Raw genomic sequence first — 16878 nt, forward strand, 5'->3', positions numbered from 1 at the left:
TGCGGCGGGGCTCAACTCGGAAATGGAGGTTTTATTTTTGACTTCTTATGCTAAAATCTTAGTTAGTAAGTTATATTATGGCTAATCAGCAAACGATCACATCTAAGCCTAATCATTTGAAAGACCTTTTGTTGCTGTTTGCGATTCCGATAGGAATAGCGGTTTTTGCAGCAACAGTCATATACTTACCAAGCCTTTTTGCCAATCCAAAAACTGATTTTATCTACTCTACCTGTGATGATTATCGCTGCAAAAACAGATACACCGTTGATTCATCGGGTTATGTATCACTAGACTACCCTAACTCCTCAAACTATGATTATTACGACCGCATCGCAAGCCTTCGCTATTACGATGCAAAAAATGATTCCACCAGAACCCTCACGTTAGAGGAAGCCAAGAAGTACCAGCTAAACACATCGTCAAAATCTCCTGACGGCTACAGCGTTACGAGAGAAAGCTCAGACAGTGGTTTCCTATTTTGGGGTGATTATGACGAGGGCTGGTATCTGAAAAACGGAGCAAAAAAGAAAAAAGTTGAACTATCAACCAATGATTCGTACTACTCAAGCGATATTAAGTTTCTAGGCTGGGTCAATAAATGAAAGACAAACAAGAATTACTTGCCGAAATACAACAAAGTTTGACTGCTGGCGTACTCACAGAGAACGATCTAAAGGCTTTTGTGCATACTCCAAGACCTACCCCGGCAATTGTGCAACCGCAGGAAGAACCAGCCGAAAAACCAGAAAAACTCTCCACCGTTGATGTAATGTTCTACATCGCAGGAGCTGTGCTTTTCTCGGCAATAATGTCTATCATCGTTCAATCGTGGAACGATGGTAATGCAATTGTTCATATCCTCTTAAGCGCAGGCATCGGCATAGGCCTATGGTCAATAGCTTACTATCTGATTCAAAGTGAAGTCCAAAGTGATGTCAGAAAAGGCTTAATTAACGCTCTGCTTTTGACAGGCTCACTCTGTATTGTTGTAGGTGGTTACATAGTTACCAATGAGCTTATTGGTGGTTTTGACGAAGTAAACTTTATACCAGGAGCAATTATGCTTGCTGTCGTCGGCGGAGTTCATCTTGGCTTTGATAGGCTTATCAAGCGTAATTTGACCCTTTTACTCGGCGTGTTACTCTGTGTAGCTTCTTTTCCAGCGTTACTATTCGGATTTCTCAAGGACGCAGAAGTGCCAATGGACGTATGGACAATAATACTCATAGTTTCAGCAGGATTACTTGCATATGCGACGAGAGTTGTCGCAAAAATGAATCCCGATAGAAAAAAGATACATAATGCGCTTGACTCGTTTGCTGCATTTCTGGCACTCGGCTCTATGTATGCTTCCAACTTTACGGACTACGGAGTTTTGTGGTCAGGAGTGCTTATAGCAAGCGTATTCGGTCTGTTCTATCTCAGTATCATCTTGCAAAACAAGCATTTGCTCGGCAACGCCTCGTTCTTTCTAGTGCTTACAGTGATAACAATATCGTTCAAGTATTTCTCCGGCTACGGAGTTACCACGAGTCTGATTTTGGCAACACTTGGGTTGCTTGGTTCTGCCGCAATTGCTTCAAGTATCAACAAAAAATATTTCAAAACACCAGTGAATAATTAGGTTGTTTGACCAAAAAACCGCTTTCCGAAAAGGCGCAGAAAGTGATTTTTGCCTGTGACAAGAATTAAAAAATACAAAAGAAAAAATCGCCCAAGAGAGCGACATTTCTAGAAAAATCCCGTTGTTGGTGGATTTTTACAACGAAGCTCGAACCTATTTTGAGGAAAAATGTTAAACAAGGCAAGCCCCGCCGTTTGCCAGCCAAAGGCTGACCCGCCCCGCTAGCCCTGGATTTTGATTGTTTTTTGGATTTCCCCACCGAATTTCTTTTTTTTCAACTGAGAAAATCCAGGTCTGTCGGGTCGGCTACCCAAAAGGGTAGAAACGGCTTGGTTTCCGCTAGTTTGATAAGCTGACTAACAATAAAGCAGCTGCTATATACCAGATAAACTGTAATATGATAACAGTAACGGCTGCTTTCCATTTATATCTAGTGCCTACAGAAATAGCCGGTCCGATAACTGCGAACAGATACACAATTATAGCTATCAAAACAGTAAATACCTCAACGATTGGTGAAGCGTTGTCGAGGAAGTCAAGGGCATTATTCTTATCAAGTGCGGTTATAGCCAAGGTGAGTCCGCCGACCAAAAGTGCAGAGACAAAACTTGCAATCCAGTACAATGGAACTAGTAGTGTAAATCTATTTTGAACTGACTGGCTATTAACCGTACTAGTTTGGGTTGTTTGGCGTATGCGCCCACCGTATTTCTTTGAGAGAAAAATAAGCAACGCGAAGAAACCGCCAAGACCGAGAATGGTCATCAACACCTCAAACAGGTATAACTTAAACCAACTGTTGGCAAACATACCTTTAACACTAACTGTTTCGTTTGGCGTTATGCTGTTAAAAGTCTTATTTAACTGCCCTCGTCCGCCAATACTATATACTAACTTGTCAATATCTGGGTTGGTAAAAGACGTCTGGGCACTATTCGCTGACAAGTTCGCCCCACTTTCAAGACCACCGTAGTATGGGTAGTCGTATGACTTATCGGGATTTTTTAACTGGAAGTCAGTTTCTGCTGTTACTGCAACATTTGCTTCAGTAATTCGTTGCTCAACTGCCAACGTTTCAAAATTAAATGTATAACGACCAAAAGAATTACTTATATAGTCTTTGGTCGCGTATATCACGATTATGGCTGTTGACTTATGGGGTTCAACGGTCTTTGGCAAATCAAAACTATATTTGCCACCAGACTCCTGGTAAGTGACTTTGTGATACTCTATGTTCTTTGTATCGCCATGGCCGCTGCCATAATAGCTATAATCTTGGGTATAACTTGGTTCTTTGTAGCGAACGCACTTATTACTACCTGACCTGTAGTCATACTGAGCACAATCTTGAGGCAGGACAACTTGGTAAACGGACATCTCAGAGGCTTTTGCATTTGATAACGTAAACGAACTTTTTGTAAGTGGCGACTCGTCGGGATTGGTCAACGCAAGTCTTGCAAATACAAAAGCCTCTTTATTGCTTTTCACAAAAACAGAGTACGCATGTTTTTGTCCAAATATTAGGCTTTCCTGCGCCTTAGCTGTTGCAAAAGGTATGAATGATACTGCTAACGCAAATATTGAAACCAGTGTGAACTTTATTTTTGTAATCATAAGGTAAGCATAGCACAAACCAACCTATCAAACTAGCGGAAACCAAGCCGTTTCTACCCTTTTGGGTAGCCGACCCGACAGACCTGGATTTTCTCAGTTGAAAAAAAAGAAATTCGGCGGGGAAATCCAAAAAACAATCAAAATCCAGGGCTAGCGGGGCGGGTCAGCCTTTGGCTGGCAAACGGCGGGGCTTGCCTTGTTTAACATTTTTCCTCAAAATAGGTTCTAGCGGAGTTGTAAAATTCCACCAAATTGCAACTTTTTGCGGAATTGTCGCCCAAATGGGCGGCTTTTTCTTTGGTTTTGCTCCGCAAAACCAAAGAAAAAAGAGCGCAAATGCGCTCAAATTTCCCGAAAAGTTCGTTCATGGTGCGGATGAAAGGACTCGAACCTTCACGCCTTGCGGCACCAGCTCCTAAGGCTGGCGTGTCTACCAATTCCACCACATCCGCGTGCTTTACTTGACTATCAAGCTACTTCTTATAATACGCGATTTGGGTCGCTCCATACACCCGCGACTTGACCATGCTAGCAGCCCCTAGCTGCTCTGGCAACTTCTGTCGACTTGAGCACGACAAGACGAGCACCCCTGTATCGGACAGCTTCTCGATAGCTCGGGCAGCAATCGTCAGATCACACGCGTCGTACGGCGGGTCAAAGAAGATGATATCTTGTTGCTCAAGACGATCGAGCTCGGTCTCAACCGGGCGATGCGCGACATGTACTTGCGCATCAACCCCAAGTTCATGTGCCGACTGCTCAAGTAAACGGACTGCCTGAGCACTACGCTCAACAAACGTGACTCGTTCGGCACCCAAGCTCAATGCCTCAAATCCCAGCGCTCCACTTCCAGCATAGAGATCTGCGGCTCGCAAACCAGAAAGATCATGCCCCAGGGTGTCAAAGATTGCTTGCCGAATCTTTTGTGCTACCGGTCGCGTCCCCTCGCCCGGCTGCTTAATCGTGCGAAACTTCAAGGTCCCACCCAGTATGCGTGTGGTGTGTTGCTTGCTCGTCATGAAGGACTACGCTTTCGCGGGCTTGGGCCTGGTTGTCGCCAATTTCTTCGCCGGCTCTTTGCACCAGGCTTCTTGATAAGCCGCTAGCCAGGCAGCAGCGATCATCTGCGGAATACGCGGCACAACGGTCGCTCGCACGGCCTTGGCAAGCTTCGTGGTCCAGCCATGCGCAATAAATTCTTCGTACAAACCAAGCTTAGCGATTTTATGAGACTCTTCTTTAATTACCTGCTCGATACCATGTGCTCGTACTCGCTCGACTAACTCAAGATCCAGCTTCACACGCAGAGGCGAGAATAGGGTCGCAGTAGAGATACCTGATTCAAAAGCGATGTGAGAGCTCTTCCAGCCCTTGCTCCCCCAGGTCTTCCAGCGACGCGTAAACTTGGAGGCTTCTGCGTATTCTTCAGCGATGAGCTTATAGCTCAAGTGGTGCGCAGGTGTCAGTGAGTCGGTGATATAGTGCGCAACAAAGCCAGCATGAAAGGCTGCCTCGACATAATCTTCTTGCTTGAGACTGGCGACTAAGTTCTTGTAATGCGATGAGATCCAGCTCGGCAAGAACCCTATTTCGTTGACCGGATCCCAGAGATGATCAGTATTGTAGCTCCCTTTTACCTTGAGTCCATCCGGGCCGCCATAACCCTCAAACTTTAAGATAGCGGTACGGCGCGGAAAATGCGCACGATTAATCATCGGGGCAATTATGCGAAAGGCTTCCCGATCAAGTTTCTGGTGCGTGCCGGCGTATGAGATGCGACCACGAGTCGCGAATGAGGCAAATCCTGAGTTCATATTTTGATTACTAATCCAGCGAAGTTACTGTCTTCAGTCGATCTATCTGCCGGAACGTATATGGATATTTTACGATATTTTCTTGATTTAGAAAAGCCTGAGCTGCTTCACGCGCTTCGGCTATAAGTGGCGCGTCATCGAGACGAGCGAACTGTAACTCGACTCGACCAGACTGCCTCGTACCGGTGCGCTGACCAGGACCTCTCGTCTCCAGATCGATTTGTGCCAATCGAAATCCATCGATTGTCCGTTCAATCGCCCGCACTCGAGCTAACGTGATGTCGTCTTTGCGATTCGTAAATAAGTAGCAATACGCTTGCTCACCACTGCGCCCGACGCGGCCCCGCAGCTGATGCAGTGTCGCCAAACCAAAGCGCTCGGCCTGCTCGACCAGCATGACATTTGCCCGATCGACATGTACACCAACCTCTATGACCGTCGTGGCTACCAATATATCTAGCCCCCCCGCCACGAATTGCTCCATAACGGCAGCCTTTTCGTCGGCTTTAAGTTTACCGTGCACCAACCCGATTCGGCGATGCGCAAATACCGAGTGTTCCAAGCGCTTATATTCCTCGCTCGCCGCCTTCATGCCGCCGGTATCAGATTCATCAATCGCAGGACAGACAATATATACCTGCTGCCCCGCACTGATCAGGTCATCGACCTGGCGGTACACAGCTCCACGATCATCTTCGAATACCACCTTGGTCTTGACAGGTTTGCGCCCAGGTGGCAACTCAGTAATTCGCGATATATCAAGATCACCATAGACCACGAGCGCCAGACTGCGCGGGATCGGTGTAGCGGTCATAGTGAGTACGTGCGGCAATCGGCCCGCCTTGTCTTTAAGCGTGAGACGTTGATTGACACCAAAGCGATGCTGTTCGTCTACGATCACCAAGCCCAACCCCGCGAACACTGTGTCCTTAGTAAGCAAAGCCTGCGTTCCAATAATAAGATGCACCTCCCCACTTGCCAATCGCGCCCGCACATCTTGTTTTCGCGTAGAGGGCAACTTACTCGTTAGTAGCTCTGACCGTACCGCCCACGGCTTCAATAATTTCCGAAAAGACTCGATATGTTGGCGCGCTAATATATCGGTCGGCACCATAATCGCCACCTGGTAGCCAGCCCGGATCACCATCAACGCGGCCATAGCTGCTACGACAGTCTTACCCGAGCCTACATCGCCTTCCAGTAGGCGATTCATCGGATGTAGTCGCTCAAGATCATGAAAGATCTGCCAAGCTACTTTACGCTGGTCATCGGTAAGAGAAAAATCGAGTTGTCCGACAAAGTCTCTGGCCAATCCTTCGTGAAACGGGGTCGCGAATGATTGCTCAGTAGCAACCTGATGTTTGATCGCCAAACTGGCAGCGATATGTAAAAAAAGCTCTGCAAAAGCCATGCGATGCTTAGCTTGTCCCAGTGCAACTGTTGATTTCGGCAGATGTAACTCTCTAACCGTTTCCGCGAGAGAATTCAGACCATACTGCTCACGCACTTTATCGGGTAATGGGTCTTCGAGCAAATCGGCAGAATCTATAACCTGTGCAACCAAATCCCGAAGCAAACGACTATTCAGGTCCTGTGTCTCTGGATATACGGCCACGATCGTGCCGGCAAGCTTACTTGTCGAAGTTGACTCAAAAGTAGGCTGAGTAATACCAAACGTACCTCCGGCAAACTTCAGCTCACCGAGAAAGAAATATTCATCACCTTCATGTAACTGATTAACCACCCAGGGGCTATTAAACCAGGTCAGCTTCAATGTGCCAGTGCCATCACTCACAATCACTTCGGTCAGACTCATGCGACTGCGTTTGAAACTCTTACGTGTGCGTACAAGATCTACACGAGCACGTACGCTGACGAGCCCTGGCTTAAGCTGGTCAATCGGACGAAGGGCAGTGTAATCATCATACCGTCGAGGATAGTATTGCAGGAGATCGCCAACGGTACTAAGCCCAACTGAACGCAAGTGGCGATCAATCACCTCGCCGACACCTGCAAGTTGTGTTAGTCGAGTGTCAAGCGGATAGCTCATACTTGAATTTTTTTGAAGCGCCGCTTGCCAAGCTGAGCAATTGTCCCCGACTTGATGGTTAGATCACTCATTCCTGAGATCACGTCGCCATCAATCTTCACGCCACCTTGATCAAGCAAACGACGAACTTCCGACTTCGTAACACCGAAGGCATTCGCAAGCAAGCCAATCCCATCTGCCAACTCTTTATCGTCTGCTCGATAAACATCAATTTCGTCGGGCATATCACCTTTTCTAAACTGCTTCTCCCAAGCATTTTCAGCATCAATTGCCGCACCATCTCCATGGTAGCGCGCAACAATCTCACGCGCCAACGCAGCCTTAGTGTCTCGAGGATTATCGCCCTGAGATAAGTTCTGCTCTATCTGCGCAATCACATCCAGACGTACAGTCGTAGCTAGCTTAAAGTAATGTGGGATCAACTCATCATTGAGTGCCATGACCTTACCGTACATATCAAGCGGTGTATCGGTGACAAAGATGCAGTTCGGCTGTGATTTGCTCATCTTTTTCCCATCGGTACCAATCAGTAACTCCATCACCATAACTGCCTGAGGCTCTTGGCCTGCACGCTTCTGTAAGGTGCGACCCGCCAATACATTAAAGAGCTGATCATTACCACCGAGCTCCAAGTCAGCATGCAAAGCCACAGAATCATAGCCCTGCATCACTGGGTACAAAAACTCCTGCAGACCAATTGGCTTACCTGCCTCATAGCGCTCCCTAAAGTTGTCGCGTTCAAGCATTTGAGCAACCTTGAATTCGCTTGCAAGCTCCAATACGTCGAGAAAACTCAGCTTCTTGAGCCACTCTGAATTGTAGCGTACCTCTGCCCGCTCTAGATCCACAATCAGACCAATCTGCTTGAGATACGTGCGCATATTCTGTTTCACTTGCTCAGTGGTCTGCATCTGACGTTCAGCATCTTTATCGCTACTATCGCCAACTACAGCCGTATAGTCGCCGATAAGGATAATCACTTGATGACCAAGCTCCTGTAGTTCGCGCAGCTTCCAGTACATAATGGCATGCCCAATATGAATTCGATCCCCGGTTGGATCTATGCCGATCTTGATCCGCAGTGGTTTACGACCAAGCAGTTTGCGCTCGAGATCCTCGCGTACGATTACCTGCTCGACGCCACGGTCCAAGATTTGCTGGATCTTTTCGCTTTTAGAAAGTTTTGTCATAACTGTATGATATCAGATTTTTTCAGATTATGCCCCTACAAAAATATCGTCAAAAAGAAGGCCGATCTCCTGCAAAAATGATATAATACGGTCACTATATGGTACGCAAAATTCGCAGACAGCGTCCAAGGCGCGTAACCCACTCTACGCCCTCTCGCCACCCAGAGGCGGCGAAGCTTCAGAGTAATACCCCTCATGGCCGAAAAAAGAAACATGGTAGGTTTTCGCCCCAAGCAATATGGGCGGCGATTATGTCGCCAACCGGTAAAAAAGTCATTGGCTTTAGTTTGGCCGGCTTGGTTCTCTCTGTGTTGCTACTCTTCCTCTGGGTTGCAAAAGATCTTCCAAGCCCAAACAAGATCAACTCTCAGATTTCAGCTCAAACCACCAAGCTCTATGACCGCACTGGGCAGACTACTCTCATAGAAATCTATGGCGACAAGAATCGTTCAGTCGTGCCACTCACGCAAATTCCGCAGAATTGCCGTAACGCCACGGTTGCAATTGAAGATAAGAACTTCTACAAACAAGGTGCATTTTCAATCACCGGCATTGGGCGTGCATTTACTGGGGTGCTTTTCCGCGACCCAAGTAGAGGTGGTGGCTCAACCATTACCCAACAGTATGTAAAAAATGCCTTCCTGACCGGCGAGCGCACCTATACTCGCAAGATCAAGGAGCTCATTTTGGCGATGCAAATCGAACTTCTCTATAAGAAGGATGATATCTTACAGCTTTATCTTAATGAAATCCCCTATGGCTCTACGGCTTACGGCATACAAGCTGGCGCTAAGACATATTTTGATAAGAACGTGCAAGATCTCAGCTTGGCAGAATGTGCCACACTAGCATCACTCCCACAAGCACCTAGTTACTACAATCTAAAACGTGATGCCCTCACTGCCCGACAATCAACCGTCCTCGATCAGATGGTAGAGCAGGGCTATATCAACAAAGAGCAAGCGGAGTCTGCGAAAAAAGAAAACGTTATCGCGACTATGAAAGTACGAAACTACGCCGCAAATGTGATTGCACCTCACTTCGTGCAATATGTACGTGACCAACTCGAAGAAAAGTATGGCGTCAAGACAGTCAACGAAGGTGGTCTCAAGGTCATTACCTCGCTAGACCTAGACAAGCAACGCATCGCTGAAGATGCTGTGAAGAAGAATATCGACAATGTGCGAAGATTCGGCGGATCGAATGCAGCACTTGTATCCGAAGATGTCGCGACAGGCGAGATGCTTGCCATGGTCGGAAGTTATGATTACGGAGATCCTGATGTCGGCAACTTTAATGTAGCAGCAGCCGAGCGTCAACCAGGCTCGAGCTTCAAGCCGATCGTGTACGCCTCACTCTTCAAGAAAGATACTTGGGGTGCTGGTTCAGTCATGTACGACGTTCAGACCGATTTCGGTGGTGGCTACAGGCCTAAGAACTATACTGGGCGCTTCTACGGGATTCAGCCAGTGCGATACGCTCTCGCGAGCTCATTAAATATCCCGGCGGTCAAAGCGCTCTATCTTGCAGGCATCACCAACACGATTCAGACGGCTAATGACCTGGGTATAACAACAATCCAGAAGTCTGACGCAGATCGGCTCGGCCTTGCAATGGCACTAGGTGCGGGCGAAGTAAAGCTCACTGAGATGGTTAATGCTTTTTCTGCCTTCCCGTCTGGAGGCCAGATCCGAGATCAAGTAACAGTCCTGTCCGTAACCGATCCCAGTGGTAAGACGCTTGAAAAGAATACGGCCGATACAAATAAGGCTAAACAAGCGCTTGATCCGCAGATTGCCTACGAAATTAATTCGATTATGTCTGACAATGGCGCGCGCTGTGCTCTCGGGGTATTCACCTGCAATAATCCCCTTACCCTTCGAGGTAAGACCGTTGCTGCCAAGACCGGTACTACCGAGGACTATAAAGATGCCTGGACGATGGGCTATACCCCCAAGATTGTAACTGGGGTATGGGCCGGAAATAACGACAACCGCCCCATGACGCAAGCTGCTTCAATCGTATCTGCCCCGATTTGGCAAACCTATATGGCTGCCGCAACTGCCAGCGATCCTGATATCCCTTTCACGCGCCCTGCTGGAATCAAAGATGTTGAGCTCGATGCCGAGACCGGCAAATTGCCAAACAGTGCCACCCGCAAAAAACGAACTGACATATTCGCTGCTTGGTATAAGCCAGCCCAAGCGCCAAGCGCCAATAGCGGGAAGGTAAATAAGCTCGACAGCAAACAGGCTACTGAATGTACGCCACCTGACGCCCTACAAGACTCCGCCGTAATTGCAATTCAAGCCGAAATACCACCTACCGACATTAGCTACGCTCGTTGGCAACCCCCTGTAGCAGCACTAGCTCAGTCGCTGGGTTTAGCGGCTGGGGCGGGGGCATCCAGCGACAAATCAACGATGCACAACTGCAGCGATGCGAAACCAACCGTATCGATAACCGTAAGCCCAACAAGTGGCTCAAAATTCAACGTAACCGCTAGTGTCACAAAGGGCACCCATACACCCAACAAGCTCGTATATCTCATAAACGATCAGGAGCTTACCACTCAGCAGATTTCAGGTGTCGGCATCTACCCACTACAAATCACCCCGGGCATACAAGGGCCAATAAAGATCCAGGTCAAGGTACTCGATGATTATCTCTATGCTGGGCTCTCTAATGCCGTAAATGTTACCGGTACCGACAATGACCTTTCACTAGATTGCAGCGGGAATACATGCACCGTGTCTGGCACCGGCATTGCAAGCATATCGTCATTCAAGATCAATGGAGTAAATAAGCCCGCCTGTACTTCAGCAGTATGCACCCACACAAGCACCGCTACAAGTGCGAGCGTGACTGTTTTTCGCTCGGCCGGGGGGTCCGTAGCCCTCACCTGGCCCTAGCAACCCAGCACAGAAGCAATAACTCTACTTCTTAGCTCGTGACACAACTGGCTTACGAGCGGTTTTCGTTCGTGTCGCCGTCTGCGCAGTTGGCTTTGTAAAGATCATTTTGCCAGCAACGGTTTGGAAGATACGAGTTACTTCAGTATTCACTTCTTGGCCAATCAGCTTATCACCCCCCTCTACAACAATCATCGTGCCATCCTCAAGATAGCCTACTCCCTGATTCTTCTCTTTGCCAGCCTGCACAACGCGTACCACCATCTGCTCACCTGGCAGCACCACAGCACGTAAAGCTTGACTTAATTCATTTACATTCAGAACCTTCACGGATTGAATCGTAGCCACGCGGTTGAGATTATAGTCTGTTGTCAAAATATCAGTCTTATGCTTACGTGCAAGGTACACTAGCTTCGCATCAACTTCTTTGATTTTCTCAGGATTATCCTCGACGATATCTATCTTGACCCGATCATTTTCACGCAGCCGATTCAACATCTCGAGCCCACGACGTCCCTTACTGCGACGCAGTGCGTCTTCGCTATCAGCAATATTCTGTAGCTCCGCCAAAACAAACCGCGGAACTAAGAGTTTGCCAGGGATAAAACCGGTCGATGCAATATCTGCAATACGCCCATCAATAATCGCCGAGGTATCAGCCAAAATCTGGGCTTGATTTTTCGTAGTCTTGGTTTTTACTTTATCAGATGCAGATCTTGAAAAATCGAGTCGAGGGAACAGTCGCACGAGATTGTCGTACTGCCGATAAAATACTTCCGCTAGTGCGATAGCACTCATCAGTGTCACCGTAATCGGTAGAATATCACTATACGGCGATGGTAGCCGACCCAGAGGGATTGAGATCAAGAGCCCTGCGCCTGCACCACACAAAAATCCAAGCGTAAGCAAGATAAGGCGCTGGAGATCGAGCTTCATGAGCTTAAGCGCGATATAGCACACTATCAGAATCGCAATAAGGACGACCGGAATCGCGATGTACATATTAAAAAATCCAACCTTTCGGTAAACTATTGTTTCTTCGGACTCGACTGCTTCAGTCGTGCCAATGCCGCGGAGATATCATTGATACCGATCACTCCCTGAGTCTTGAGGGACGCCGGTGCAAGTACATGCTTAAAGCCAAGCTTGTGAGCCTCACGGGCACGTGCATCCATCAATTGCACTGACCGGATCTCTCCAGCCAATCCAACTTCCCCAAAACTAACTAGTGACCGTGGAATCACGGTACCATAATATGCGCTGGCAATAGCCAGAATAAGTGCGAGGTCGACTGCGGGCTCAGTGATCTTGAGCCCACCTATTATACTAACATAGACATCCTGATCTGATAATGGCAGCCCAGCGCGTTTCGTCAAAACAGCCGTCAACAGCGCCAATCGGCTTTGATCGAGCCCGACTGCAGCGCGTTTCGGATAACTCAAGATTGACGGCGAGACGAGGGCTTGCACTTCTACCATCAAGGGTCGCGTTCCTTCAAGAGCCGCGAAGACCGCACTACCAGGTAAATCGCGTCTTTCGGCCAGCAGTATCTCGCTTGGGTTATCGACCTGTACAAAGCCATACTCCCCCATCTCGAGAAGCGCAACATCACTGGTAGCTCCGAAGCGATTTTTACTCGCCTTCAGCACCCGTAAAGCACCATACTGATCCCCCTCCATCGATAGTACGACGTCGACGAGATGCTCCAATAGCTTTGGCCCAGCCAAGCTACCTTCCTTCGTCACGTGACCAATCATGATACAGGCAGTGTGTGTCGTCTTGACGGTTTGCATCACCTGGCTTGCCACGGTTGTGATTTGACTCGGGCTTCCAGGATTTGCCGTCAGCGCAGAGCTTCCGAGTGTCTGGATCGAATCGATAATCACCAGTTTGTACTGACTAGTAGCTATGGCGGCAATCGCGTCATCAGCTTGCGTAGTCGCCAAGAGATCAAGCTGCACAGAACCCACACCCAGTCGATCGGCACGTAGCTTGACCTGCCGATCACTCTCTTCGCCGGTGACATACAGCACCGGATCTCCAGCCGCGACAGCTGCAGCTATTTGTAAAACAAGCGTTGATTTACCAACCCCCGGATCTCCCGACAAGAGATTGAACGAACCTGGAACCACCCCGCCGCCTAAGACCAAATCAACTTCTTTGAGGCTAGTCGTGAAGCGCCGTACAGCGATCTGTTCTACTTCGGATAGTCGAGTTGGTTTTGCAGCTGTACCAGAACCAACGGACTTCCCGGTGGTTGTGACCGGCTTCGTTTCGACAAGACTATCCCAACTATTACACTGGAGGCAACGCCCTGCCCACTTAGAATATTGAGCCCCGCAGACTTCGCACACAAACTGAGTCGCCGCCTTAGCCATATACATATATTGTACCTGACTTAAAGTAAAAATTGTACGGTATTTGTATGGTTATTCGCTTGCTTTATGTGTAAAATGATGGTAATTTATGTCTACTTATCCGCACCTTCCATAAGGAGACGTATGTCATACAAATGCGCTTTTCGCCTGAGCATTCGCTGGGGGATTCTCGCCGTCATCGTCGGCTACGCAATCATAGGTGTCGGCACGCAGGTGGTCGGCCGACCGATTCACTATGATCGACTCATGATCAATCTGGGAGACAGGGAGATACCCTATACTTCACTCCCCTCGGTCTCGGGCTGGCTCGCGCCGCTCGGGCTATTCATCCCTGTCAGTATCTTCACGTTTGTGCATTTCGTGACGGATCAGCTCCAGGCGAGACGTGACAGCCGTGGTCGAGACAGTTGGGAAATTGAAACCCAGACCTTACTGGGGTTTGTTTTCGGCATCTTCGGTACGCTCGTCGTCGGAGGAGCGGGCATTGCTCCTGCACTCATCCTTTCTGCGATATGCATGACCATCATCGTGTGTATCGCACTCGTGATGTACAACCAAGACGGATGGGATCGCCTTGCCGATCTTTCGCAGGTCATGATGGTTCCCATCACCACGTCGCTGGTTATGCTTGTCGGGCTCACCCTGCTGGTCGGACCGATAGCGAGTCTCATCCTGGCAAGCATCACTCTGGCGACGGCATATGCGACCTTCGCAGTGTTCGTACTTCCGTTGCTGGTAAACAAGATCACTAAGCGTCAACAGCGAACCCTATCCGAGGTATTTCGACGCACGATGCTCGAATGCGATCCTGCAAAGCCAGAGAAGCGCTAAGCCCTCCCTCCCCACGGTACTCCCGTGGGTTTTTTTATTTGACTACTAAATCCCTGAATGGTATCTTGTTCACATTCATTCGCACCTACACGAAGGATGCCATCGTGATCCGCATCACGATCACCACAAAACCAGAATAGGCACCAGTAGCATATGGCTCAACACGCGGCGACCCGAGCCACCCAATGCGTTTGCAAAATGCATGGGTCATGACAGAACTCGCTGACTCACTACAACTCCTCATGCACGAGAATAGGCGTAATCTAGATATTCCACAGAAGCTTCCACGAGAACTCATCCAAGTTAGGCATCTTCAAGCATCACCTTCCGATCTGCATATACCAGACATCGAGATCACTGTGGACACTCGAAAGCCGCTACGCGATGAAGCAACTCGTCACTACAGCGGCTTCGTACTTCGACTTCTCGACCGCCTGCTAGACACATAAGCCCGCCCGCGATTCTCATGTGATCCTCAGCGTTGACTCTGTAGCCTCTTTTGGTACTGAGCGGCTTAGCAATGATCGCAAAAGGAGCTGGTCGCAAGGCGCTTACGACCCTCTTCCCCAAGCCCAATAGCCTGGGTTTTATTCTACGGGAGTTTTCGCCACATTTACGTTGTTTGTGACTTCGAGTACTACTTCACCCTTTTGTGCCTTAATCTGCACAGTATCACCCTCGTTGATCGCCCCCTCGATCATCGCTTCTGCAAGCCTGTCCTCGACGAGAGCCTGAATAGCACGACGCATCGGGCGCGCGCCATTATTTACATCGTAGCCTTTCTCAATTAACAGTTGCTTCACGCTTGGCGCAAACTTCAACATGATGTCTTTCTGGTAGAGCCGCCTTGCAAGATCCTTAAGCTGCAAATCTACAATTACACGCACGTCAAGCTTCGAGAGAGCCTTAAAGATTACGGTATGATCGACGCGATTGAGAAACTCTGGGCGGAAGGTGCGCTTGAGTTCCTGCTGAATCGCCCCCTTCATTTGCTCATGCAGACGATCGAGTTCTTTTTGTTCGTCTGGCGTATCAGTCGCAAATCCAATCTTTGCTTCTTGATACAATGCCTTGGCACCTACGTTGCTGGTCATGATGATAATCGTATTGCGAAAGTCCACTGCCCGACCCTTGGCATCACTTAGCTGCCCATCTTCGAGGATTTGGAGAAGCATATTAAAGACATCCGGGTGCGCCTTCTCGATTTCGTCAAACAACACGATCGAATAAGGCTTACGGCGTACCTGCTCGGTCAGTTGCCCTGCATCTTCATAGCCTACGTAACCAGCAGGGGCGCCTACCAGTCGAGAGACATTATGGCGTTCCATAAACTCCGACATGTCGACCTTGATGAGCGCATCCTTGTCATGAAAGATCTCACGTGCCAATACTCTCGCAATCTCGGTCTTACCCACACCAGTTGGACCCAAGAATATAAAACTCCCGATCGGTCGGTCGGCATGCGCGATGCCCGTACGGCTACGACGGATCGACTGTGCAATAGCCTCAACTGCTTCATCTTGGCCAACGATGTGCTTCTTGAGAGTTGTAGCCAATTTCTTGAGCTGCTCGGTCTCTACCTTCACCAAGCGTGTCACAGGGATGCCTGTCGCCAGCGAAATGACCTTCGCGATATCCTCTTCACCGATCGTGAGGTGCTTTTTGGTGGCATCTTTTTGCTCTTGAGTTTGCATCTTTTCTTCGAGGACACTAACTTCGGCTTTCAAGCGCGCGGCATATTCGAAGTCCTGATTATAGACTGCTTCATCAATCTGTTCATTGACCTCGAGTATACGATCCCGCAGCTTCTTGAGCTGCTTCGAGCTCCCCCCTCGCTCGATACGAGCCAGGCTAGCAGCCTCATCGATTAAATCAATCGCCTTATCTGGCAAAAACCTATCAGCAATGTAGCGTGCCGAAAGCTTGGCCGCAGCTTCGACTGCCTCATCGGTAATCGATACACCATGATGCTCTTCGTATTTAGATCGCACACCCTTGAGAACCTCAATCGTCTCATCGACTGTAGCTTCTGGCACAATTACAGGCTGAAAGCGACGCTCGAGTGCCGCGTCCTTTTCAATATGCCTACGATATTCATCAAGAGTTGTAGCGCCTATCACCTGTACCATACCGCGCGAAAGTGCAGGCTTAAGGATATTGGCAGCATCGATCGCCCCTTCAGCCGATCCTGCACCTACTACCGTGTGCAGCTCATCAATGAAGAGAATGACATCTTTGTTGTCGGTTACTTCTTCGATCAGTTTCTTCAAGCGCTCTTCGAACTCACCACGATATTTAGTGCCTGCAATCACCGTTGCCATATCAAGCATAATGATTCGTTTGCCAAGCAGCACTTCTGGTACTTCTTCATGAATAATACGCTCAGCCAGACCCTCAACAATGGCGGTCTTCCCAACTCCTGGCTCACCGATGAGCACCGGGTTGTTCTTTTGTCGACGATT

The 16878-nt window shown here is 48.6% G+C and carries 13 protein-coding genes and 1 tRNA gene; 5 read left to right on the forward strand and 9 right to left on the reverse strand.

Going from position 1 to position 16878, the window contains the following annotated elements; translation table 11 throughout:
- Positions 1-77: 77 nt before the first annotated feature.
- Together IT415_01025 and IT415_01030 are read left to right on the forward strand one after the other, a co-directional pair.
- Positions 78-605: a hypothetical protein gene (locus IT415_01025; protein ID MCC7543274.1), complete on the forward strand. Its 528-nt coding sequence runs from the start codon at positions 78-80 to the stop codon at positions 603-605.
- Complete coding sequence (locus IT415_01030) at positions 602-1627, forward strand: hypothetical protein (protein ID MCC7543275.1); 1026 nt, start codon at positions 602-604, stop codon at positions 1625-1627. The genes IT415_01025 and IT415_01030 overlap by 4 nt, the downstream gene beginning before the upstream one ends.
- A gap of 339 nt (positions 1628-1966) precedes the next feature.
- On the opposite strand, the gene IT415_01035 is transcribed toward IT415_01030, so the two are convergent.
- The 6 genes from IT415_01035 to IT415_01060 form a co-directional block, all read right to left on the reverse strand.
- The gene (locus IT415_01035; GenBank protein ID MCC7543276.1) at positions 1967-3241 is read right to left on the reverse strand and encodes a hypothetical protein; all 1275 of its coding nucleotides are present in this window, start codon (positions 3239-3241) and stop codon (positions 1967-1969) included.
- A gap of 367 nt (positions 3242-3608) precedes the next feature.
- A tRNA-Leu gene (locus tag IT415_01040) sits at positions 3609-3693 on the reverse strand.
- Between the two features lie 21 nt (positions 3694-3714).
- A complete protein-coding gene (locus IT415_01045) occupies positions 3715-4260 on the reverse strand; it encodes an RsmD family RNA methyltransferase (protein MCC7543277.1) in 546 nt (181 codons plus the stop codon).
- Between the two features lie 6 nt (positions 4261-4266).
- Positions 4267-5055: a zinc dependent phospholipase C family protein gene (locus tag IT415_01050; protein ID MCC7543278.1), complete on the reverse strand. Its 789-nt coding sequence runs from the start codon at positions 5053-5055 to the stop codon at positions 4267-4269.
- A gap of 10 nt (positions 5056-5065) precedes the next feature.
- Entirely contained in the window at positions 5066-7105 is a 2040-nt protein-coding gene (recG, locus tag IT415_01055; protein MCC7543279.1) for an ATP-dependent DNA helicase RecG, read from the reverse strand.
- Positions 7102-8295 (reverse strand): tyrosine--tRNA ligase, encoded by a 1194-nt coding sequence (locus IT415_01060; protein MCC7543280.1) that lies wholly within the window; start codon positions 8293-8295, stop codon positions 7102-7104. The genes recG and IT415_01060 overlap by 4 nt, the downstream gene beginning before the upstream one ends.
- 251 nt (positions 8296-8546) lie before the next feature.
- On the opposite strand from IT415_01060, the gene IT415_01065 reads away from it, so the two are divergent.
- Complete coding sequence (locus IT415_01065) at positions 8547-11207, forward strand: transglycosylase domain-containing protein (protein ID MCC7543281.1); 2661 nt, start codon at positions 8547-8549, stop codon at positions 11205-11207.
- Positions 11208-11231: 24 nt separating this feature from the next.
- On the opposite strand, the gene IT415_01070 is transcribed toward IT415_01065, so the two are convergent.
- Together IT415_01070 and radA are read right to left on the reverse strand one after the other, a co-directional pair.
- Complete coding sequence (locus IT415_01070) at positions 11232-12209, reverse strand: PIN domain nuclease (GenBank protein ID MCC7543282.1); 978 nt, start codon at positions 12207-12209, stop codon at positions 11232-11234.
- A gap of 26 nt (positions 12210-12235) precedes the next feature.
- A complete protein-coding gene (radA, locus tag IT415_01075) occupies positions 12236-13585 on the reverse strand; it encodes a DNA repair protein RadA (GenBank protein MCC7543283.1) in 1350 nt (449 codons plus the stop codon).
- A 123-nt stretch (positions 13586-13708) separates the two neighbouring features.
- Between radA and IT415_01080 the strand changes: the two genes are divergently transcribed.
- Positions 13709-14416, forward strand: coding sequence for a hypothetical protein (locus IT415_01080; GenBank protein ID MCC7543284.1), 708 nt, complete (start codon positions 13709-13711; stop codon positions 14414-14416).
- A gap of 209 nt (positions 14417-14625) precedes the next feature.
- Complete coding sequence (locus tag IT415_01085) at positions 14626-14865, forward strand: hypothetical protein (GenBank protein ID MCC7543285.1); 240 nt, start codon at positions 14626-14628, stop codon at positions 14863-14865.
- A gap of 138 nt (positions 14866-15003) precedes the next feature.
- Here IT415_01085 and IT415_01090 read toward each other — a convergent pair.
- On the reverse strand, positions 15004-16878 hold a 1875-nt coding region (locus tag IT415_01090), incomplete at its 5' end, for an ATP-dependent Clp protease ATP-binding subunit (GenBank protein MCC7543286.1).

Source organism: bacterium (genome assembly GCA_020854115.1).
Classification (GTDB): Bacteria; Patescibacteriota; Saccharimonadia; order CAILAD01.